Origin of the sequence: Paenibacillus protaetiae (assembly GCF_004135365.1) — a bacterium.
Lineage (GTDB): Bacteria > Bacillota > Bacilli > Paenibacillales > Paenibacillaceae > Paenibacillus_AP > Paenibacillus_AP protaetiae.
Genome location: NZ_CP035492.1, coordinates 2,446,950 through 2,468,415, shown reverse-complemented (window position 1 = coordinate 2,468,415; position 21,466 = coordinate 2,446,950). Strand labels below are relative to the sequence as shown.

Genomic DNA, 21,466 nt, shown 5'->3' with positions numbered 1-21,466 from the left:
TGAATGCCCGCCAGGCGAAAAGTTAAAAAAACGTAAATATATGTGTAAATTTACGAAATTTGATTTTACAAAACATCCAAAAGCAGATGACACCGCGTTAACAAAATACGTCTAGTATTCAAGTTGTATTCGAGAGGAAATACAACAACTCATTGGAGGGTAACCACGTGAAGAAGATTGCAAGCATTGTATTGCTCCTGATGGCAGCCGTTTCGATTTTGTCGGCTTGCGGATCGAGCCAGTCCGGAGGCACCATGAAAAAATTCGTAATTGCGTATTTGCCGGGGGAAGCAAACGATGAATCGGCAAAATTAAATAAAGATTTCGAGGACAAGCTTTCTGCCGCAATCGGCCTGCCTGTCGAGTCGTATAAAGCAACCAGCTACAACGCAGCTATCGAAGCGATGAAAAACGGCAAAGCCGATATGGCGACGTTTGGCCCGTTCTCTTATATCGTTGCAGTAGACCGCGCGAAGGTTGAGCCGATCGTCGGCATCAGCATGCCGTCGCTTGCGAACTCGCCGGCATCCGTCATTATCGTGCCGAAAGATTCCGACATCAAAACCGTTGCCGATCTGAAAGGAAAAACGATGGGCTTCGTGGATCCGGTATCGACAACAGGGCATCTGTTCCCGAAATCGCTGATCGTTGATGAGCTGGGCATTGATCCGGAAGAGCTTGAGTCTGGTTTCTTCAAAAGCATTCAGTTTGCCGGCAAACATGATACCGCTGTGCTGGGCGTCGTGAAGGGCCAATATGATGCAGCGGGCGTATCGGGCATGTACCCGGAAATGCTTGTGCAAAAAGGGCTTATTCCGAAAGATTCTTACCGTGTCATCGCGCAGTCCGGCCCGTTAAATGCAACGCCTGTCGGCATCCGCTCCACTGTTCCGGATGAAGTGAAACAGAAAGTAAAAGCATTCCTGCTGGGCTACAACAACCCTGAATATTTCCAAAACCTGTTTGGTATGGCAGACGCTAAATTCGTAGAAGTCAAAGACAGCGATTTCGACAACATCCGTGATGTGGCGAAGCAGCTGAAATTAAGCTCTGAAGATTTGCTTAAATAAGAAGCCGCAACAAAAGGAGGCCATGAAGGCATGCAAAACGGGACAGCGGCATCGCCGTTATTTCAAAAGCAAAAGAGGATCAAGCGGCTGATGTCGCTCGCCCTGCTGGCAGCAGCGCTGGTCTTCTCCATCTGGTATATCAAATTTGATTTCACTGAATTTATCAATGGCATTCCGTTGTTTTTCAACTTTATATTTTCGGACTTTTTGCCGCCGAAGATGACCCATATGGACAGCTACTTTAAGCCGGTGCTGGATACGCTTATCTTTTCGGTCGTCAGTACCTTCATGGCTTCGGCGTTTGGACTCGCTGTCGCCTTTCTGATGGCGCGCAATACATCGCCGCATCCGGCTGTCCGCATTGTGTTCCGCGGTATCATCTCGTTTGTCCGCAACGTTCCGTTTCTCGTATGGGCTTCGCTGCTGGTCGTCATCTTTGGCGTCGGCACGATGCCCGGCCTGTTCGCATTAGTCCTGTTTGGCGCTTGTTTTCTTGCCCGGGTATATGCCGAATCCATTGAAGAACTGGACAAAGAAACGACAGAAGCGTTGTCTGCAAGCGGAGCGACGTACCTGCAAATTATCAAGCACGCGATTATTCCGCAATTCATGCCCGGTTATTATTCCTGGACGCTGTTTATGTTTGAAATCAATATCCGCTCTTCCGCTATATTGGGCCTTGTCGGGGCGGGCGGTATCGGCAGCAATTTGAAGCAGGCAATGGACTTGTTCCAGTACGGCAGGGCTTCGATGATTATCGTCATCCTGATCGTCCTTATTCTGGCGGTTGAATTTACGACACAAAAAGTAAGGGAGCGTATTTTATAATGCAGCCCAATACGTTCGTTTCGCGGTACGCTCCATCCGAGCGGCCTGCCCGCAAGCGGGGAAAAAAAATTCCGATATCGCACCGCAAAACCAAGTTGCAGACGAGACTGTTTTTTGGCACGGCAACGCTGCTGTTTGTCGTATGCCTCGGATTTCTGGATTTAAGCTGGCATCAGTTTACGAATGGCTTGTCCAGCATTCCGAATATCGCCTCCAAATTTATGGCGATTTCGTTTGAATCGTTTGGCGATTTGGCAGACGGCATGGTGACTTCGATTATTATTGCCTTTTTGACCGTAACGATCAGCGTGTTGTTTTCGGTGCTCTTATCCTTTTTGATCGCGGAAAACATTACGCCCGTTAAGTGGGCGGGGAGACTGCTCCGCTATTTATTGCTGATCATCCGCACCATTCCTACCACGATCTGGGTACTGCTGGCGGTGGCCAGCATGGGCTTCGGGTCGATGGCAGGCGTACTGGGGCTTTTGTTCCCGACATCTTCCTATCTGGTCAAATCGTTTGCCGCCCAAATTGAAGAAACCGGCGGCGATACGATCGAGGCGATGCGTGCAGTTGGCGCATCCTGGCTGCAGATCGTATTTAAAGGGCTGCTGCCCGGCTTGATTTTACCTTTTCTGGCGATCTTGTCATTCCGCTTCGAAATGGAAGTGGCGGAGACGGTCATGCTTGGCATGGTGGGAGCAGGCGGCATCGGCGTCCTGCTGCAGGATTACATTTCCTTTTATGATTTTGCCAATTTGGGAATGGGCATTGTGATTGTATTTGTGACTATATTTGCTGTCGAATTAATATCCAATCGCGTCCGCAGCCGCTTGGCGAGACGATAAACCGGGAGGGAACGCCATGACCACAACGATATTGAAGGTAGAAGGTTTGACCAAAACGTACAACGGCGGAACGTTTGCGCTGCGGGGAATTGATTTGACCGTAGAGCAGGGCGAATTTATCGCGGTTATCGGGCCTAGCGGCGCCGGCAAATCGACGCTGCTGCGCAGCATTAACCGGCTGATCGAGCCGACGGACGGGACGATTTCGTTTCTGGACGAAGCGATGACTAGCCGGAGCAAAAGCAGTCTGCGCCGCTGGCGCTCGCAAATCGGCATGATCTTCCAGCATTATAATCTCGTTAACCGTTCCAGCGTGCTGGAAAACGTGCTGCATGGCCGTCTTGGCTACATGAGCCCGCTGGCAGGCGTATTCAGCCGGTACAGCGAAGCGGACAAGCTTGCAGCTATTGAGCTGCTGGCCAAGGTCGGCCTGGAGAACGAGGTGTACAAGCGCGCCGATGAGCTGTCCGGCGGGCAAAAGCAGCGGGTGGGCATCAGCCGCGCACTCATGCAGCAGCCGAAGCTGATTTTGGCCGATGAACCAATCGCTTCCCTGGATCCGAAGTCATCCGCAGTCGTGATGGATACGATTTATGACAACTGCCGCATGCAAGGCATCGCATGCCTCGTCAATCTCCACCAGGTGGACGTGGCCAAAAAATACGCGACGCGTATTGTAGGCATTAAAGGCGGGATGAAAGTATTCGACGGCACGCCGGAACAACTGACGGATGAAATGATTTTCAACATTTATGAAGGCAAAGAGCACGAGATGCACGGCAAAGCTGCGGAAGCGGTATAAAAATAAAGCGTACGAAGGAGAATGGAAAATGACACAAGTATTGGAGCGTTTCTCGACTTATCCGGCAGAGCGGGTTATCCCGTTTGAAGGGCCGCGCAACTTCCGCGACATGGGCGGTTATCCGGCGGCGGACGGCCGCAAAGTGAAATACGGCATTTTGTTCCGCGCCGATGACTTGTCGGTCATGACGGAAGAGGACATCGCGTTTATGAAGACGCTGAACATCAAGACGATATTTGACTACCGGAGCGACGACGAAGCGGAGATGAAGCCGGACCCGGTTATGGAAGGCGTGCTGAACGTGCGCGTTCCGGCCATTGCCGGCAACCAGTACCGCTCGCCGGAAGATTTGTTCAGCGACAGCTTCCTGGAGCAGTTCGATAACGGCAAGCTGGACAACTTGTACGGCGAAATGGCGATCGGCAACGCGTCCTACAAGCGGCTTATCGAGCTGCTCGCTGATCCGGAACGGTTGGGGCTAGTCCATCATTGCGCCGCGGGCAAAGACCGTACGGGCGTCGGCTCCGCGATCATTTTGTCGCTGCTTGGCGTGCCGAGGGACATTATTATCGAAGACTATCTGATTACGAACGAAACGCTGTCCGGTATGCATGAGCAAATGCTGGGCCATCTGGCCGGCAAAGTAAGCGAAGCGCATATGGCGATTTTCTCACGGATGATGAGTGCAAGCGCTGAGTTTCTGGAAGCGGCATTCCGTGCGATCGAAAGCAAATACGGCACGATGGAAGCTTATTTCGAAGAGGAATTTGGACTCACCGAGGACAAAATCGAGTCGATCCGCAGCCGCTGTCTGGAATAGGCGAACGCTTTACTGGACTTCGGCACGGCATTTGGAATTGAATAGGATAAAGGCCTGGACGCACCATAAGCGTCCAGGCCTTTATCCTATTCAGCAAGCGATGTGAGTTATACCGAATAAGCTTCGTTGTTTTCTTCTTCGGAAGCGCGGCTGTCCTCGCGGACGAGCTTCAGAAATTCGCGCATAAAGCCCGGGAGATCCGGCCATGCATGGCCGGAAACCAGCTTGCCGTCTACATGCAGCGTTTCATCGGCATAATTTGCGCCAAGCTGCTCCACTTCAAGGCGGCATGCATTGTAGGCGGTTAATGTTTTGCCTTGGAAATAGCTTTTATCCTGCAGCGACAGGAACACTTGCGGGCCGTGGCAAATGGCGCCGATTGGCTTATCCGCGTCGATGAAATGCTTCAGGATGCGAGGCAGCTCGGCATCCGAACGAATATATTCTGGCGCGCGGCCGCCGGGGATAATGACGGCGGCATAATCTTCAGGGTCAACGTCTACAAACGAGATGTGAGACTGGAGCTGATGCGCCGGTTTTTCTGTGTATGTATCCCATCCGTCAATAAAATCATGCACAACGGTATAAAGCGTTTTTTGCTTCGGAGATGCGATGACAGCCTCGTAGCCTTCTTCCAGCACACGGTAATACGGGTAATAAACTTCAAGCACTTCCACCGCATCGCCGGTCAGAAACAAAATCTTTTTCGACATAGGCTTCACTCCTTCAAATAATGGGATAATAAGGCAATAGTTTCAATTCAATCCTATTATCTGATTCCTTACATGGCATGTCAATGGAACAAAAGGAGGACAGCGCTTCTATTTTTGTCGAATGAAAAAGAATGGATTAGTTGTCACGCAAAAAAAAAGGGTTGTCCCGAAGCCGTAGCTTGCGGGATAACCCTTTTCTTGTATTTAATGCCCCATACCGCCGCCGGCATGTTCGCCTTCAGGCGCTTTTGTTCTGCGAATGAAGAGGCCGACCGCAAGAGCGATGATGCTGATGATAAGGCCGACCCAGAAAGCGCTGTTGACCCCGGATACAAGGGCTTTCGCTTGCTCCAGCGGAGCCGCAGGATCGCTGGATGTTTTCAAATAATCTTTTTGCCCGTTCGACATGATGCTGATGAAAAGCGCCGTGCCGATGGCGCCGGAAACCTGCTGCAGCGTATTCAGAATCGCCGTACCGTGCGGGTACAAGTGACGCGGAAGCTGGTTCAGGCCTGTCGTCTGCGCAGGCATCATAACCATCGAGAGCCCGATCATCATTACGATATGAATAAAGATGACATAACCCGTGCTGGACGCCTCATCCAGCGTCGTAAACAGAAATACCGACAAAGCCGTAATGACTAAGCCAGGGATGACGAGCACCCGAGGGCCAAACTTGTCGAACAGCTTGCCTGAGACCGGCGCCATAATCCCGTTCACTACGCCGCCCGGAAGCATCGTTATTCCCGATTTGAATGCGGTCATGAACAATGCGCCCTGGAGCAGCATCGGGAGCATGGTCATTGTGGAGAACAGCGTCATCATCAAGACCAGCATAAGCACGGCGACGAGCGAAAACATCGGGTACTTAAATGCGCGCAGATCCATCACCGGAGACTTGACGACCAGCTGGCGCCAGATGAACAGCAAGAGGCCGACGCAGCCTGCGATAATCATCCAATACACTTCAGGATCGGACCAGCCGATTTCACCCGATTTGCTGAAGCCGTACACAATGCCGCCGAAGCCGATGGTCGACAGCAGGATGGACAGCACGTCCACCTTTGGTTTCGTAACTTCCGATACATTTTGCAAAAATGCAGCCGCGAAAGCGACCGAGAAAGCGGCAAGCGGAATTACAAGGTAGAACAGCCAGCGCCAGGTCAAGGAGTCCATGATCAAGCCGGAGATGGTTGGGCCGATGGCCGGTGCGAACATGATGACTAAGCCGATGAGTCCCATAGCGCCGCCCCGCTTCTCCGGCGGAAAAATGACGAGAATCGTGTTCATCATAACCGGAAGCATCAGGCCGGTACCGGAAGCTTGAATAATTCGTCCGACCAGCAGGACGCCGAATTCAGGCGCGACTGCGGATACGATACTGCCAATCAGGAATAATGTCATAGCTGTTAGAAACATTTGGCGGGTCGAGAACCACTGCTGTAAAATAGCCGTTACGGGAACAAGCACGCCGATCACGAGCATATACGCGGTCGTCAGCCACTGAATCGTAGATGCAGACACCGAAAATTGTTTCATGAGATCGGGAAGCGCGTTCCCGAGCAGCGTTTCATTAAGAATAGAGACAAAAGCTCCAATAATAAGCGCGACGACAATAGGGCCGCGTTTGATCTTGCTAAGATCAATTCCTAAGCCGCTGTTAGTAGTTGTAGCTGAAGCATCCATATGTTGAGTTATCTCTCCCTCTCTGTATTTTTTCTACAGTTGTATGTTTATCTCTACAAATGTATAGTGTCTAATATACTAGGTAGTACGTCCTCAACTCAAGAGCCAAAATATACGAAGTTGTAGAGTATTCCACAGAAAGGGAGAAAATGTCGAAAAAAAAGGTATCAGCCGCCTCAACGGATATGAGGGTGCGGCGTACGCATAAGCTTTTATGGGAAGCTTTGCTTGCATTGTTAAAGGATCATGCTTATGAGTCGATAACGGTCCAGGAAATTTGCGACAAGGCGATGATTCATCGAACGACTTTTTACAATCATTTCGAGGATAAAGACCATCTTCTCCAATATGGGTTAACCGAGATTGAAAACTTGTTTGGCCAAAAAACGGCCCGGGAACGATTGCTTTATCCGATTCAAACGACGGAAGCCATTATTAACGATAACAATCTGATTTCTCTAATGTCATGCGAATCGAACGGAGTAGTCTCCCAGCTTATGTATAAGCACGGCCTGGAAGGCATCAAGAAAGACCTGAAGGAGATGGAGAGCGAGGGCGTTAAATTCCCTCTCCCGCTGGATATTATCGCGGCCTTCTACTCCGGGGCGAGAATCGCTTTGGCCGCCTGGTGGATCGAGAACGGGCGCCGGGAATCCGCCGCGCAGATTGACGATTATTTGCGGCTGTTGACCAACCAGAAGCTGTTCGAACTGGGCGAAAAGCCGCTAAACTGAATTTTTTCTTTCATATTAAATAGAAAGTCCGGCCGCGATTTGCGTGCCGGATTTTTGTCTAGTATAGGTGAGTTTTACGATCCGTCCAGTCATTTTACCGGAATTTTACCTTGCTGCGGGGGAGCCTTTACCGGACAACGCTACAATGGATAGCAAAAGGAGGGGTGGCCGTTGAAATCTATGAAATGGGTTATGTTGGGCGGGGCGCTCATCATCGGTTTTGCATTAACGAATGTGCTGCAAGGAGCGGGCAAATCGAAAGCGTCCGGCGATCTGGCAGATCCTTATCTCGATCCGTTTGCAATGAGCCTTGCACACCGCCATTCCGGGCCGGGCATGGAAACGGCAGCGGAACAAGGGGTTACGATGGCATTTGAATGGCCGGACGGCAAGCCCCGGGCGGGAGAGCAGTCGAGGCTTGTCATGTCCGTTAAGGACAAAGGCGGCAATGCGGTGGAGCAATTCGATATAGTAAACGAAAAGCTGATCCATCTTGTTATCGTCAGCGCTGATTTGCAGCAGTTTCAGCATATCCATCCCGAATATAAGGGAGGCGGAAAGTATGAACTGCCTGTCCAGTTTAATACCGGCGGCGAATACCGGCTGTATGCCGATTTTCAACCTTCCGGCATGAATGAGCTGACGCGGATGTCAAGCGTTGCTGTAGCCGGACAAAGCTTGCCGCCTGGGCGTCTCGCCGCAAGCCCGGAACGATCGGCGGACATAAACGGTATACATGTGGAAGCGGCATTTGACCAGGAATTGGAGGCCAGGCAGGCGTTAACGCTGACTTATACATTTACAGATGCCAGGTCGGGGGAGCCGTTGAGGGATATGGAGCTTTATTTGGGAGCGATTGGCCATGTCGTTGCGGTAGACGAAGGTTTAAACGACTATTTGCATATTCATCCGCTTAACTGGGCTTCCTCCGGTCCGCAGGCAGTATTTGGCGTCAGCTTTCCGCGCAGCGGCCTCTATCAAATGTGGGGGCAGTTCCAGCGGGAAGGGCAAGTGATAGTAGTCCCTTTTACCGTTCAAGTGAAATAAATAAGGACATAAGTGAAGCCTCTTTCCGTTTTAGGATAGAGGCTTATTGTTTGTATCGTCCGGTTCCGGCAAGTGAGCCGATCGGGCGCGCCAAGCCGCCATTATTTCCGGCCATAACCAATCTTTTGCAAACCTGCAGCTGGATTTTACTTTCATCTCCCTCCGATTTTACCTCCTTGCGTTACAATTTCTAACATAAAGCTTCTAAACATTAACAGGTAATGGAGGGAGAACATGAACAAGAAAAAAATTATTGTTCCGTTAGTTGCGGCGGCGCTTATTGTGGGCTCGACCGGCATCGGTTACGGCGCGTTGGGCGTAAACAAGCTGAGCGCGGCGGAAGTTGCAGCTATCGTGTACCACCCGTTAAATCCGCTGACGCCGGGTGAAATGGAGAAGGCTGCGCAAATTGTGAAAAAGGCGAAAGGCTCGAGCCTTTATTTTGCCGAGCTGAAGCTGGAAGAGCCGGACAAGGCGGCGGTCTGGAATTGGGAATTTTCGGGTGACGGCAAACATTTGCCGAGAAAAGCCACTTTTACCGCAGTTTTAAACGACAAGCCGTATGAGGGAATTGTTGATTTGGACAAAGGAACATTAGCCGATTGGAAAGCGGTGACGGTTGGCTGGCCGCTATATACCGAATTCGGGCAAACCGGCGATATTGTTAAAAAAGACCCAAATGCCGTCGCCGCGCTGAAAAAGCATGGCTTGACCGATCTGAGCCAGATCCGGTTCAGCGACGGCCCGCTTGGCGATTACGGCCCCGAACTGACGCCTCCGGGTTCCCGCCTTGCCATGTCTGTGCCAAAGCCGGCCATCAAGAACGCCGCGAATTCTTTCGCCCATCCGATGGACGGACTCGCGTTCCTGGTCGACTTGAATGCCAAGAAAGTGCTTAAAATTTACGATTACGCCAATCCGCCGGTGCCAACGGATCCTAACGATTACACGAAGGTCGTCAAATCCAAACGGACGGATGAGCTGAAGCCGCTTATTATTTCCCAGCCGCAAGGCGCCAGCTTTAATGTAAAGGGCAATATGGTGGATTGGCAGAACTGGAACTTCCACTTCCGCCTTGATCCGCGCGTAGGCCCGATTGTATCGACGGTTACGTACGATGACGGCGGCAATAAACGTAAAATTATGTATGAAGGGTACTTGGGCGGCATGATGGTGCCTTACGGCGATCCGGATCCGGCCTGGCTGTACAAAATTTTTATGGATGCCGGCGAATACGGCGTTGGAATGTCCACGCGTTCGCTTAACATCGGCTCCGATGTGCCGAAAAATGCGACGCTGTTCGATGCCGCAGTTAATGACACGGAAGGGAAAGCGAGTGTAATCAAAAATGCATTTGCTGTATTTGAACGGTACGCCGACCCGGAATGGTCGCACAATGGTGAAGCGCGCGAACGCCGCGAGCTTGTTTTCCGCTCGATCGCAACGATCGGCAACTACGATTACGTGCTGGATTGGGTATTCCTCCAAAACGGCTCAATCAAGCTGATGGTTGGCGCAACCGGCCTTGCGCAAGTGAAAGCCGTAGATACCAAAACGATGCACGACAAGACGGCTGCAACAGATACGCGCAACGGCACGCTGGTAGACGCCAACATCGTGGCACCGACGCATCAGCATATTTTCAACTTCCGGCTTGACCTCGATATCGACGGCGAGACGAATTCGGTCGGCGAAATTATGCCGAAAGCGGAAAGTGTGCAAAATCCGGAGTTTGCGCGGAGTGAAATGCTGATGCTCCAAAAAACGTATAAAAAAGAACAGGACGCGATCCAGAAGTTCGACCCGGACAAAATTGTGCTGATTACAAGCAAAGGGACGGAAAATAAACAAGGTTATGCAACCGGCTACCAGGTCATTCCGTACGCAGGCGGCACCCATCCGTTTATGGAAGAGCCGCTGTTCACGAAAACCGATTACGTGCTGAAGCGGGCTGAATTTATTAAAGATCATATTTGGGTAACGCCGTATAAAAAAGACGAACAATATTCCGAAGGCAAATATACTGCGCATAATAAAGACACTGGCCTTGGTTTATGGACGCAGCAAAACCGTTCCATCGAAAATACGGACACCGTCGTATGGCTGACGACCGGCACAACCCATGTCATGCGGGCGGAGGAGTTCCCGATTATGCCAACCGAATGGGTAACGGCGATGATCAAGCCGTGGAACTTTTTTAATGAGACTCCTACGCTGGATTTGAACAAACCGGCATCTTAAATGCGCATTGCAAGGCGGCTTAGAGAGAAATAAACGAATGCCTCCTTGAAGCGGCAAACAGCCTCCCGGCGCTTGAAAAAGCGCTTGGAGGCTGTTTATTGTTTGCAGCTGCTTATCCCGCCGGGCGGGCTGCAAGCTATTGCGCTGGCGGCAGCTCCGGCCGGATAAGCGCTTCCGGCTCTTTCATTAACGGAAGCGCCAGCGTAAAGCAGCAACCGGCATTCTCGCGCACCTGCAGGCTGATGCTGCCGCCATGCATGCCGGCAATTTCTTTGGCGATGGCGAGCCCAAGCCCGCTGCCGGGAGTGTTGCTGTTGCGGGATTTATCTACCCGGTAAAAGGAGGTAAACACATAAGGCACAGCCTCCTGCGGGATGCCGGGGCCGGAGTCTATGACGCTGAACAGTATCATATCGCCTGACCGTTCGCTCCGGAAAGTGACGGGCAGCTGCGCCGCCGTATATTTCAGCGCATTTTCGATTAAATTGTCCAACAGCCGGCCCAGCAGATGGGCGTCGCCAACGATAAAGTTGTCTTCAGCCATCTCTTCGATATGAAACGGGCGATTCTCCAGTTCCATATAAGGCGCCCATTTTACAGCTGTCGCCTGAAACAAGCCGCCGGCGCGCAAAGGAGCCATATCCGCATAGATTTGCCGCGACTCCAGCAAGCTCAGTTCATTTAAATTACGGGCAAAAACGGTAATCGCCTGGATGCCGTCATAAATGCGCTGCAAAAAGATGCCGGTTTGCTGCTCGGGTATCGTGCCGTCGCTAATCGCTTCAATATAACCTTGAATCAAGGTAATCGGCGTCTTCAAATCATGCGAGATGTTCATGAACAGCTCTTTGCGCCACTGCTCGAGCCGCAGCAGCTCGTTCACCCGCAGTTCCAGCTCCGCATTCATCTCTCGCAGCTCTATCGTCCGCTGCTGCACCTTCCACTCCAGCTCCGCATTTAAGCGGGACTGCTGCTCCATTAATTCGCGGATTTTATTCGCCATTTGGCTGAAGGAATCGAGCAGCCGGTCAAATTCCATCACATGCGTATCGCTTGGTTTGGCTGTCAGCTTCCCTTCCCCCATCCTGGCAAAGGCGTCCGAAAGTGCATCTACAGGTTTCGTAATCCGTTTCCGCAGAAAAAAAGCAAGGCCGATACTTAAAAAGACTGCGAGTGCACTGAGCCACGCAAGCTGGACGACCAGCTTCCTTTCAGTTTGCCTGCTAAGCTCCCGGGTTGCCGCATTCACCGGTTCAAGCAGTTTTTTTTCGGATATGACATACCCGAGCGTCCACTGGGTCGAGGAGATGCTTCGGCTGAAGACGGCCTTTTGCTCCCCGTTCAGCTCCAGCCTGCGGTAGTTTAAAGAGCGGCTGGCGCCGGCGTTCCCGAATACGGCGGATAAATTCATTTGATTGATTTGTGCGATTCCATGCTGCTGGGCTGCGATCAGGTTGTAGCCGGTGTCAAGAAGCAGCGCATAGCCATCTTGCCCGTTGAAGTTAATATCCACCACATTCCCGATAAAATTGGTAATCGTAACATCCGCCGCTACCACGCCTTTCAGTGTTTTGTTCTCGTCATACACCGGCGTTGTAGCTGTAAACATCCAGCCTCTTGGGGTAATGTCGAAATACGGCTTGGTCCATACGACCTGATTGGCTTCAGGCGGAACAAGCAGCGCGTCGGTATAAAAGGAATAGGTCGTCAGCTTGTTTATTTTCCGCTGAACCGGATCGGGCGGCCCGTCATATACGGGAAAGTGATAAGAACCGGATTGCGGATGAATGTAGTACATCGAAACGATGTTAGGGTTGCGGGCCGTTTCTGATTGGAACAGGGGGAATAAAGCCCGGCTCTTCGTCAAATCGTAAATGAGCTCCGGCGGCGGCTTGGCGGCAGCGGTGTCGGAGCGGATGCTGATTTTGCCCTGCTCGTCGGGTCCGGTATCCAAAAAAGTTCGTTTGAAAGGGTCATACTGTAAAGCAACGGGTTCGACAGCGGTATGGTTATGGATGGAAAAAACAGCTTCGGCCATAGCCTTGGCGACAAGAACGGCGTTCTCCACTTTGCGAAGCTCGTAATCAATACTTTGAACCTGCTTTTCAATGTTTTGCTGGTACAGGTTAATATAATTGCTTTCCGCATGTTCTACGCTCATATCGCTGGAACGTTGAAGCTGGCTGCGAATCGTCTGGCCGCCAAATACGGACAAGAGAAGCAGCGGCGCGAGAGAGCTGGCAAGCAGGGTCAGCAGCAGCTGCAGGGCAAATGTTTTTGGCGCGCCGCCGCCCCGCCTAAATCGGACGAACGGCTTCATCGAATTTGTACCCGAAGCCCCGAATCGTTACGATGCGCTTCGGATTTGCCGGATCGGGCTCAATTTTTTTGCGGAGATGGCCAATATGTACCTGGAGTGTTTTCGTATCAAGCGTATTTTCGTAACCCCAGACGGAGGTGAGCAAACGCTCGGCGGTCAGCACCTGTTTGGCGTGAAGCATCATATAAGACAGCAGCTGGAATTCTTTGGCGGAAAGATCAAGCCGGTTGCCGTCGGCAAACGCTTCATGCGTCCGGACCGACAGGCGCACATGAGCCGAGGCAAGCATTTCTGCGGGCGTATCTTCATCCCGGCTTTGCACGATCCGGTTGCGGCGCAGCTGGGCTTTAATACGGGCCATCAATTCGACAGGGCTGAACGGCTTGCTGACATAGTCGTCAGCGCCGACGCTTAAACCTACGACTTTATCAATTTCGGTATCTTTGCAGGTTAAAAATACGATTGGCACATCGGTAGTTTGGCGGAGAAGCGAACATAACTCATAACCTTCCATATCGGGAAGGCGCACATCCAGTACAATAAGGGAAGGGCGGTCGCTTTCGGCAATTTCCAGCGCTTGCTTGCCGTTTGCGGCAGTCCGGTGCCGGAAGCCGTCTTTGGCCAAATACATCCCGACCAGTTCGCCAATCCGCGATTCATCGTCAACCGTTAAGATTAATTCCCCTGGCATGCTGCTCACCTCATCGGTTTTAAATGGACAACCATATTTATGTAAGGATTTATGACGTACATTCCTTATTTTAAAGGAAAAATAGCATATGAGGCAATAAATATGTTAGATTATTTTACATATGCAAAAAAAGGGGAATGGCAAGTTCCGAATAAAAAAGGAACCGGCTGCTCTGGACAGCCGGTTCCTGGCGGCGGCTTTAATCAGCCGTTTGTTTCTTCTTGGCCGGGCGGCACGATGCGCTCCGCACCGCGCATGTAAGGCTGGAGAGCGGCGGGAATACGGATCGAGCCATCCGCCTGCTGGTGATTTTCAAGCAGCGGAATTAAGATGCGGGGCGAAGCAACCGCCGTGTTGTTAAGCGTATGGCAGTATCGCAGCTTGCCGTCCGCGCCGCGGTAACGGATGTTCGAGCGGCGGGCTTGAAAGTCGCCGAGATTCGACGACGAATGCGTCTCGCCGTAGCTGCCGCGGCTGGGCATCCAGGTTTCAATGTCGTATTGTTTGTACGTTTTTTGCGACATATCGCCGGTACAAACGGCCATCACCCGGTAAGGGAGTTCGAGCAGCTGCAGCAGCTGCTCGGCATTGCTTGTTATTTCATGAAGCAGCAGGTCCGAAACGGCATAGTCGGCTTTGCATATGACGACCTGCTCCACCTTGGCGAACTGGTGGACGCGGTACAGTCCTTGCGTATCCCGCCCCGCCGAACCAACTTCGCTCCGGAAGCATGACGAGGCGGCCGCGAGCTTCACCGGCCGGGCCGCGTCAATGACTTCACCGGCGTAATAATTGGCAAGCGGAGCTTCCGAGGTGCCGACAAGCCAGCGGTCCTCGCCGGCGATGCGGTAGACCTGGTCTTCGCCGAGCGGTAAAAAACCGGCATGGACAAGCGTGTCCTCGCGCACCATAAGCGGAACCTCCAGCGGAGTAAATCCTTTGTCCAGCAGCAGGTCCAAAGCAAGCTGCTGCACCGCGCGGTGCAGCAGAGCCGCCATTCCCTTCAAATAATAGCTCCGGGTGCCGGCTGTTTTGACGCCGCGGCGGAAATCGATCATATCATGCAGCTCGCCAAGCTCGATATGGCTTTTAGGCAGGAAGCCCCATTCCGGCAAGGCGCCAACTTTCCGGATCTCAACATTGTCAGCATCCGATGCCCCGGCCGGCGTATCCTCCGATACGATATTAGGCACGCGCTGCAGCAGGCGGCTGCGGCGTGCTTCCGCAGCCGCGAATTCCTGTTCCAGAACGGCCAGCTGTTCGTTGACCAAGGCAACCTTGGCTTTGGCCGCGTCGGCTTCCGCCTCGATCCCTTGATGAATAGCGAGCCCGACTGCTTGCGATAGCGTATTTCTCGCCTGCCGCAGCGCTTCGGTTTCCTGCTGCAGTCTGCGCGTCAAACTGTCCGTCTCTACCAGCTCATAAACGTCGAACTCCATCCGTTTGTCATTCGCAGCCTGCTGCACCTTATCTGCATTTTCTCTGATCCACTTCATCTCCAACATGATGGCACCGCTCCTTTTTGGGTTATAAAAACACAAAAAACGCCCTCTCGTTTGGGACGAGGAGCGTTTGAACTCGCGGTGCCACCCAACTTGACCTGCCGGCGCGAAAGCCTGGCAAGTCCGCCTTGGTTCCGCGATAACGGGCGGATCCGGTTAACTTAGGGAGCATGTGCAGCAGGCGGAAATGGCGGTATACAGCCTTGCTTGCTTGTTCCTTGGCGAAAACGCCTCCGAGTTGGATGCTCTTCATCGGCGATTGGTCGTTCTGAAATTTGTTCATAAGTATACCGCATGAAACGCGGTCTTACAAGAAGCGGCTATCCGGACAAGGCGGATGCCATTGGAAACGGCGCAAATGAAACCGGCCAGCGGCGCGGCCGCTGGCCGGTTTATAGTTAGAAGCTGCAATTTACGCTGACAATCGTGTGCGACGGAATGGTCTGGAACGTAAAGGTTGGGAATACCCAGCCGGAAGTTGATCCAAACGGCTGCGACCTTTGGATAAACATCCAGAACGACTGGCCGTTATTGGTTCTGACGAATGCCCATCTGCCCACGCAGCCCGGTGCGAAACCAAGCGCTCCAGGCCCGCCGGGGCCTCCAGGACCTCCAGGACCTCCATGTCCGAAGCCGGGGCCGCCGGGACCGCCAGGTCCGAATGGCCCGCCGGGGCCTCCAGGACCAAACGGCCCTCCGGGACCGCCAGGGCCACCGGGACCGAAACCAGGCCCGCCAGGGCCGCCTGGACCGCCGGGACCAAACGGCCCTCCGGGTCCGAAGCCGGGGCCGCCGGGACCTCCAGGACCACCAGGTCCGAGCAAGCCCGGTAACGGCGTAATGGTTCTATTTTGTTTAGGTTGTTTTTTCATTTTAGACAGGGTCGTTCAGCTCCTTTAACCTTTCGTGATAGGTGTTCACCCTACTTTATGCAGGACAGGTGTGGATGTGTTTGGACGATTACCCATTTTCTGATGAAAAAACTTCTTCAGCCTTCTTCTCAATTTGGAGAACAACGACAATTTATGATAAGCTTTATGTAGTAGAAGGAATAGGAGGAAGTTTGGTCCATGGCAAAAGCGCATAAAAAATTATCGTTTCTCGAAATTGTAAAACGCATTTTGTTTATTACAATCGGAGCGGTGATGATGGGCGTGGCTCTTGAGCTGTTCCTGGTAAACAACTCCGTTATCGACGGCGGGGTTACCGGCATATCCATCATGCTCTCGCATTTGACAGGCATGTCCTATGGCATCTTCATTGTCATTCTGAATTTACCGTTTCTGGTCTTGGGGTTTAAGCAAATAGGCAAAACATTCGTATTTTCGACGCTGTACGGCATTGTGATCATGTCCATTACCACTCAAATTCTCCATCATCATGCTCCGTTTACGGAGGAAAAGCTGCTGGCGGTGCTGTTTGGCGGCATGATTCTCGGCGCAGGCGTCGGTCTCGTAATGCGTTTCGGGGGAAGCTTGGACGGCACGGAAATCGTGGCGATTCTGCTCTCCAAAAAAACAAACATGTCCGTCGGACAAATTGTCATGATTATCAACGTCTTTATTTTTATTGCCGCAGGTTTTGTATTTAAATGGGATTCGGCGATGTACTCGATGATTACTTATTATATCGCCATCAAGCTGATTGATATTGTCGTGGACGGCTTGGAGGAATCCAAATCGGTGATGATCATTTCCAACGAATACGAGGAAATTTCCGATACGATCAACTCCCGTTTGGGCAGAAGCACGACCTTTATTATGGCGAGAGGCGGCTACTCCCGCGAGGAAACGCAAGTTATTTATTGCGTTGTGACGAGGGTGGAGCTGGCCAAGCTGAAATCGCTGGTCCATGATGTAGACCCGAGAGCTTTCTTGTCCATCCAAAGCGTATCCGACGTGCATGGCAGCAATTTTGCGAAAAAAGACATCCATTAATAGCAGCAGGAAGGCGGCTTTGCATTCCTGAATGAAAATAAAGCTGATGTTTCGGCCGGCGGCAGCCGGTTGCGGCATCGGTTTTTTTTTGCGCACGGCGGCAAAAGGGAACCTAAAAAATCTAATTGACAATGATTATCAGTATCCCATATACTTCGTTTAGAGCTTTAATAGGATGAAACGGCTGTTTTACTATTTTGCAGGGATGAGGGGTATTGAGAAATGAGAACGAACTTGAAATGGGCTGCTGCAGCAATTGCTTGCAGCGTTGTATTTACCGGATGCAGTTCCAATAACAATAATAGCGGCAATGCCAATGCAGCGCAGACAGCTGCGCCTTCCGCTGACGCGTCCGCGCCGGCGGAAAGCGTGAACTGGACGCCGATTATTGACGCATACCGCCAGTATTCGATCGGCCAGGCGGATACGCTCATTACGGAAACCGACAAATTTGTAACGGCGGTCAAATCAGGCGATATGGATACAGCCAAAAAGCTGTATGCACCTACACGCATGTATTACGAGCGGATTGAACCGATTGCTGAAGCGCTTGGCGACTTGGACCCGGATATCGACGCCCGTGAAAACGATGTAGACGCAGCTGACTGGCGCGGATTCCATCGCATCGAGCAAGGGTTGTGGGTCAATAACACAACGGCGGATGTGACGGATTTCGCGGATCGCCTTCTGGACGATACGAAGAAACTTCGCGCGTTGATGGAAACGGTCGACATTGAGCCTTCTTTGCTTGTGACCGGCGCAGTCGGCTTGCTGAACGAAGTATCCTCCTCCAAAGTAACGGGCGAAGAGGAACGTTACTCCCACACGGATTTGTATGATTTTGCTGCAAACGTGGAAGGCGCGCAAAAAATTTACGAGCTGCTGAAGGACGATTTGAACAAAAAAGATGCGGATCTGGAAAGCAAAATCGGAACCAGCTTCGATAATCTAAACAAAGCGCTCGACACTTATAAGAATGGGGACGGCTACGTTTCCTACACGGATCTGAAAGAAGAAGACACTAAAAAATTAAGCCAGCTGATTGACGCTCTGGCCGAACCGTTGTCGCAAATGGGAGTTATTTTGGGGGCGGAGTAAGATGAGCGAACATCAAGATGATCAAAAACAAACGCAAATGAAAGAGCATTTGCTGAATAAACCGCTCAGCCGCCGCGATTTGCTGCGGATGGCTGGCATTGGAGGCGCCGGGCTGTTGCTCGGCGCCGCTGGCGTTAGCGGCGTGCTGGAAGCTGCAGGCGCCATTAAAGCGCCGGAAAACAAGCCGAATCATGCGGGAAACGGCGGCATCGTTGATTTTTACGGCGAGCATCAAGCGGGCATTACGACCCCTTCGCAAAATTTTATTATGTTTGCGGCATTCGACCTTGTAACGGTTAGCCTGGATGATGTGCGCGTTTTGTTTCAAGCATGGACTGCCGCTGCGGCGGCTGTGTCACGTGGCGAAACGGTGCAAGCCGAAAGCGGCAACGAGAACTTGCCGCCGGCGGATACGGGCGAAGCGGCCGGCTTGTCTCCATCGCGGACAACGATTACGTTTGGAGTCGGCGCTTCCTTTTTTGACAGCCGGTTCGGGCTGGCTGCCCGGAGGCCGGCGGCGCTGGTCGACATGCCCGCTTTTGGCGGCGACGAGCTTCGGCCGGAATGGTGCGGCGGCGATATTGGCGTTCAAGTATGCTCGGACGATATGCAGGTCGCCTTCCATGCAGTCCGCAATCTGGCACGCATCGGGCGCGGCAAAGTTGTGCTGCGCTGGACGCAGGAAGGGTTCCAGCGTACTGGGGCAGCCGATCCGGCCGGATCGACGCCGCGCAACCTGCTCGGATTTAAAGATGGAACGGGTAATCCGGATGTAACGGATAACCGGTTAATGAATGAGGTCGTATGGGCGCAGCCTGAAGACGGCACGGACTGGATGGCCGGCGGCAGTTATATGGCGGTCCGCCGCATCCGGATGCGGATTGAGGTGTGGGACCGCTCCACGCTGGCCGACCAAGAGCAGACGTTCGGGCGCCATCGCAGCAGCGGGGCGCCGTTAGGCAGCGCCAATGAATTTGATCCAATCGACTTGAATGCCAAGGATGATACAGGCAAGGCGCTTATTCCGGTCCGTTCACATGTTGCGCTGGCGCATGGCGACGGCTCGGTCCGAATATTGCGGCGCTCCTATTCGTATTCCAGCGGCATGGACAATAAAACAGGGCAGCTCGATGCTGGCCTGCTGTTTATTTGCTTTAACCGGGACAGCCGCAAGCAGTTTATTCCGCTGCAGCAAAAGCTGGGCCAAAACGATGCGTTAAACGAATATATCGTGCATAACGGCAGCGCCTTGTTCGCTTGCTTCCCTGGCGTGCGCCAAGGCGGGTATATCGGCGAGACGTTGTTTTAAATAAAGGAGCGGACAGACGATGAGAACCTTTAAACAGCGCATAATGCTAACAGCGGCTGTAGTGCTGACGGTTATGTGCTTAAGCCTGGCTGCCTTCCAGCCTGTTGGCAAGGCAGCGGCGCAGGATCAGTCATCGGGTGCTGATCAAATGCTTTCGTTAGTTGGTTCGGCACTCGTTGAAGCCGGACAGCTCAATTGGCAGTCTGTTTCGGACGATATTGCGCAGACGGAACAGCTGTGGAAGTCGCTTCATCCGTCAAGCTCCGCCGAAGCGGCGGACGTAGATTCTGCCGTCGCGCAGGCCGGCAAGGCGTTAAAAGAAGCGGAAGCCAACCCGGATCAAGCGAAAGCCTCCCTGTCGGCGCTGGCGAAGGCGATTAGCGCTTATGCCAAAAGCTTGAAGCAGGCGGATGCCGGCGGCGGAGCAGCTGCGGCGGCGGGGATGCTGCCGAAAGCGGAGAAGCTGCTGCAGAACGTGCAGGCTTCTGACTGGGCGGCGGCCTTGTCATCGCTGCACGAAATTGATTTGGGCTGGAAAGCTATCGAAACGCCGATCCGTTCGGAGAATGCGGCGGTATATGCGAAGCTGGAGCTTCATATGAGCATGATCCGGATTGCGCTGCAGGCGGAGCCGCCGCGCGCGCCGCAGGCGCTTGATGAAACGCAGCAGTTTATCCAGCTGATCCAGGATTATAAAAACGGCAAAATCGCCGCAGAGCCGGTGCAGGAGGGCAATACGGTCGCCGGGCTGATTGCCATTCTCAATAAAGCCTATCAGGATGTTGAGTCCGGTTTATATGATGAGGCGAACGGGCAGATGACCTCCTTTATTTCGGAGTGGCCGTCGGTGGAAGGGGAAGTGCAAATCCGCTCTGCGGCCATCTATGACAAAATCGAAATTGAAATGTCGGCCGTATCCGGTTATTTGCTGTCTGACCCGCCGTCGGCCGACAAAGCGAAGCAAACGATCAGCCAAATGCGCGATCAGCTTCGCCCGATGGCAGAGCAAACGACTTATAACGCCTGGGATGCAGCCCTTATCCTGCTTCGCGAAGGGCTTGAAGCGATCCTGGTGCTTGCGGCGCTGCTTGCATATTTGAAAAAAACAGGCAACGAGTCGAAACGGGGATGGATTTGGTCCGGCGTATGGTCCGGTATTATATTAAGCTGCCTGCTTGCAGCAGCCCTTACTTTGCTTATTAAAGAAGCGGTAGCCGGCAGCACGCGGGAGCTTATTGAAGGGATAACCGGCCTTGTGTCGGTCATTCTGATGCTGACGGTAGGCAGCTGGCTGCACAGCAAGTCCAATATCAGCAGCTGGAACAAATACATTGATTCCAAAATGGGCGGCGCTTTGGCCAGGGGGAACTTGTGGTCGCTGTTTGCCGTATCCGGGCTGGCCGTGTTAAGAGAAGGGGCGGAAACGACGATTTTCTACGTCGGCATGGCTTCTTCGATCAGTTATGTTCAGCTTGCTATCGGCATTGCAGGCGCGCTTGTTGCACTTGTCGTGTTAGCATTTCTTATTATCAGGTACGGCACACGGCTGCCGATTAAACCTTTTTTCCTGACGGCTTCGCTGTTAATCTATTACCTCGTATTTCGGTTTGTCGGGGAAAGCATCCATGCGCTGCAAGTCGCATCGGCCATTCCGTCGCATACGGAAGAGATGCTGCCAACGCTGGGGGCGCTTGGTATTTATCCGACCTGGGAGACTACCGTACCGCAGCTCGCCATATTGATTTATATCGTATTGCGGTTTATGTGGAAACGCTCGGATAATCGTCCTGCGGCTCAAGCTGTTAAAGCGGAATAAGGAA

Annotated in this window: 17 protein-coding genes; 12 read left to right on the top strand and 5 right to left on the bottom strand. The window is 52.5% G+C overall.

Going from position 1 to position 21,466, the window contains the following annotated elements; genetic code table 11:
• Positions 1-167: 167 nt before the first annotated feature.
• The 5 genes from ET464_RS11480 to ET464_RS11460 are packed head-to-tail and all read left to right on the top strand — an operon-like array spanning position 168 to position 4,368.
• Positions 168-1,070 carry a phosphate/phosphite/phosphonate ABC transporter substrate-binding protein gene (locus tag ET464_RS11480; RefSeq protein ID WP_129441011.1) on the top strand — a complete coding sequence of 301 codons (903 nt, stop codon included), beginning with the start codon at positions 168-170 and terminating at the stop codon, positions 1,068-1,070.
• 30 nt (positions 1,071-1,100) lie between these two features.
• Complete coding sequence (gene phnE / locus ET464_RS11475; protein WP_129441009.1) at positions 1,101-1,898, top strand: phosphonate ABC transporter, permease protein PhnE; 798 nt, start codon at positions 1,101-1,103, stop codon at positions 1,896-1,898.
• Positions 1,898-2,746 carry a PhnE/PtxC family ABC transporter permease gene (locus ET464_RS11470; protein WP_129441007.1) on the top strand — a complete coding sequence of 283 codons (849 nt, stop codon included), beginning with the start codon at positions 1,898-1,900 and terminating at the stop codon, positions 2,744-2,746. Before phnE ends, ET464_RS11470 begins: the two co-directional genes overlap by 1 nt.
• A gap of 16 nt (positions 2,747-2,762) precedes the next feature.
• On the top strand, positions 2,763-3,548 hold the full coding sequence (gene phnC, locus ET464_RS11465; RefSeq protein ID WP_129441004.1) for a phosphonate ABC transporter ATP-binding protein: 786 nt from the start codon (positions 2,763-2,765) through the stop codon (positions 3,546-3,548).
• Between the two features lie 28 nt (positions 3,549-3,576).
• The gene (locus tag ET464_RS11460; RefSeq protein WP_165279984.1) at positions 3,577-4,368 is read left to right on the top strand and encodes a tyrosine-protein phosphatase; all 792 of its coding nucleotides are present in this window, start codon (positions 3,577-3,579) and stop codon (positions 4,366-4,368) included.
• Between the two features lie 107 nt (positions 4,369-4,475).
• Here the strand turns inward: ET464_RS11460 and ET464_RS11455 are convergent, their stop codons facing one another.
• Both ET464_RS11455 and ET464_RS11450 read right to left on the bottom strand, forming a co-directional pair.
• Complete coding sequence (locus ET464_RS11455) at positions 4,476-5,081, bottom strand: DJ-1/PfpI family protein (RefSeq protein WP_129441000.1); 606 nt, start codon at positions 5,079-5,081, stop codon at positions 4,476-4,478.
• A 204-nt stretch (positions 5,082-5,285) separates the two neighbouring features.
• A complete protein-coding gene (locus ET464_RS11450) occupies positions 5,286-6,767 on the bottom strand; it encodes a DHA2 family efflux MFS transporter permease subunit (RefSeq protein WP_129440998.1) in 1,482 nt (493 codons plus the stop codon).
• 149 nt (positions 6,768-6,916) lie between these two features.
• Between ET464_RS11450 and ET464_RS11445 the strand changes: the two genes are divergently transcribed.
• From ET464_RS11445 to ET464_RS11435, 3 genes are all read left to right on the top strand, one after another.
• Positions 6,917-7,501 (top strand): TetR/AcrR family transcriptional regulator, encoded by a 585-nt coding sequence (locus ET464_RS11445; RefSeq protein WP_129440996.1) that lies wholly within the window; start codon positions 6,917-6,919, stop codon positions 7,499-7,501.
• Between the two features lie 171 nt (positions 7,502-7,672).
• Complete coding sequence (locus ET464_RS11440) at positions 7,673-8,548, top strand: DUF8832 domain-containing protein (protein ID WP_129440994.1); 876 nt, start codon at positions 7,673-7,675, stop codon at positions 8,546-8,548.
• A 234-nt stretch (positions 8,549-8,782) separates the two neighbouring features.
• On the top strand, positions 8,783-10,789 hold the full coding sequence (locus ET464_RS11435) for a copper amine oxidase (RefSeq protein ID WP_129440992.1): 2,007 nt from the start codon (positions 8,783-8,785) through the stop codon (positions 10,787-10,789).
• A gap of 136 nt (positions 10,790-10,925) precedes the next feature.
• Here ET464_RS11435 and ET464_RS11430 read toward each other — a convergent pair whose 3' ends face one another.
• The 3 genes from ET464_RS11430 to serS form a co-directional block, all read right to left on the bottom strand.
• Positions 10,926-13,109, bottom strand: a complete 2,184-nt coding sequence (locus tag ET464_RS11430; RefSeq protein ID WP_129440990.1) for a sensor histidine kinase — start codon at positions 13,107-13,109, stop codon at positions 10,926-10,928.
• Positions 13,087-13,800, bottom strand: coding sequence for a response regulator transcription factor (locus ET464_RS11425; RefSeq protein WP_129440988.1), 714 nt, complete (start codon positions 13,798-13,800; stop codon positions 13,087-13,089). The genes ET464_RS11430 and ET464_RS11425 overlap by 23 nt, the downstream gene beginning before the upstream one ends.
• 203 nt (positions 13,801-14,003) lie before the next feature.
• Positions 14,004-15,305 (bottom strand): serine--tRNA ligase, encoded by a 1,302-nt coding sequence (gene serS, locus ET464_RS11420; RefSeq protein ID WP_129440985.1) that lies wholly within the window; start codon positions 15,303-15,305, stop codon positions 14,004-14,006.
• A 1,067-nt stretch (positions 15,306-16,372) separates the two neighbouring features.
• Here serS and ET464_RS11410 point away from each other — a divergent pair.
• The 4 genes from ET464_RS11410 (at position 16,373) to ET464_RS11395 (ending at position 21,462) form a co-directional block, all read left to right on the top strand.
• Entirely contained in the window at positions 16,373-17,239 is an 867-nt protein-coding gene (locus tag ET464_RS11410; RefSeq protein WP_129440983.1) for a YitT family protein, read from the top strand.
• A 222-nt stretch (positions 17,240-17,461) separates the two neighbouring features.
• A complete protein-coding gene (efeO, locus tag ET464_RS11405; protein WP_129440980.1) occupies positions 17,462-18,337 on the top strand; it encodes an iron uptake system protein EfeO in 876 nt (291 codons plus the stop codon).
• A gap of 1 nt (position 18,338) precedes the next feature.
• Positions 18,339-19,646: an iron uptake transporter deferrochelatase/peroxidase subunit gene (gene efeB, locus ET464_RS11400; protein WP_129440978.1), complete on the top strand. Its 1,308-nt coding sequence runs from the start codon at positions 18,339-18,341 to the stop codon at positions 19,644-19,646.
• 19 nt (positions 19,647-19,665) lie between these two features.
• A complete protein-coding gene (locus ET464_RS11395) occupies positions 19,666-21,462 on the top strand; it encodes an FTR1 family iron permease (RefSeq protein ID WP_129440976.1) in 1,797 nt (598 codons plus the stop codon).
• Positions 21,463-21,466 lie beyond the last annotated feature (4 nt).

Bases quoted from the DNA above. Each gene is read 5' to 3' on its own strand.
- phnE (WP_129441009.1), top strand. From the start codon at position 1,101: ATGCAAAACGGGACAGCGGCATCGCCGTTATTTCAAAAGCAAAAGAGG.
- ET464_RS11470 (WP_129441007.1), top strand. From the start codon at position 1,898: ATGCAGCCCAATACGTTCGTTTCGCGGTACGCTCCATCCGAGCGGCCT.
- phnC (WP_129441004.1), top strand. From the start codon at position 2,763: ATGACCACAACGATATTGAAGGTAGAAGGTTTGACCAAAACGTACAAC.
- ET464_RS11460 (WP_165279984.1), top strand. From the start codon at position 3,577: ATGACACAAGTATTGGAGCGTTTCTCGACTTATCCGGCAGAGCGGGTT.
- ET464_RS11455 (WP_129441000.1), bottom strand. From the start codon at position 5,081: ATGTCGAAAAAGATTTTGTTTCTGACCGGCGATGCGGTGGAAGTGCTT.
- ET464_RS11450 (WP_129440998.1), bottom strand. From the start codon at position 6,767: ATGGATGCTTCAGCTACAACTACTAACAGCGGCTTAGGAATTGATCTT.
- ET464_RS11445 (WP_129440996.1), top strand. From the start codon at position 6,917: ATGTCGAAAAAAAAGGTATCAGCCGCCTCAACGGATATGAGGGTGCGG.
- ET464_RS11435 (WP_129440992.1), top strand. From the start codon at position 8,783: ATGAACAAGAAAAAAATTATTGTTCCGTTAGTTGCGGCGGCGCTTATT.
- ET464_RS11430 (WP_129440990.1), bottom strand. From the start codon at position 13,109: ATGAAGCCGTTCGTCCGATTTAGGCGGGGCGGCGGCGCGCCAAAAACA.
- ET464_RS11425 (WP_129440988.1), bottom strand. From the start codon at position 13,800: ATGCCAGGGGAATTAATCTTAACGGTTGACGATGAATCGCGGATTGGC.
- serS (WP_129440985.1), bottom strand. From the start codon at position 15,305: ATGTTGGAGATGAAGTGGATCAGAGAAAATGCAGATAAGGTGCAGCAG.
- ET464_RS11410 (WP_129440983.1), top strand. From the start codon at position 16,373: ATGGCAAAAGCGCATAAAAAATTATCGTTTCTCGAAATTGTAAAACGC.
- efeO (WP_129440980.1), top strand. From the start codon at position 17,462: ATGAGAACGAACTTGAAATGGGCTGCTGCAGCAATTGCTTGCAGCGTT.
- efeB (WP_129440978.1), top strand. From the start codon at position 18,339: ATGAGCGAACATCAAGATGATCAAAAACAAACGCAAATGAAAGAGCAT.
- ET464_RS11395 (WP_129440976.1), top strand. From the start codon at position 19,666: ATGAGAACCTTTAAACAGCGCATAATGCTAACAGCGGCTGTAGTGCTG.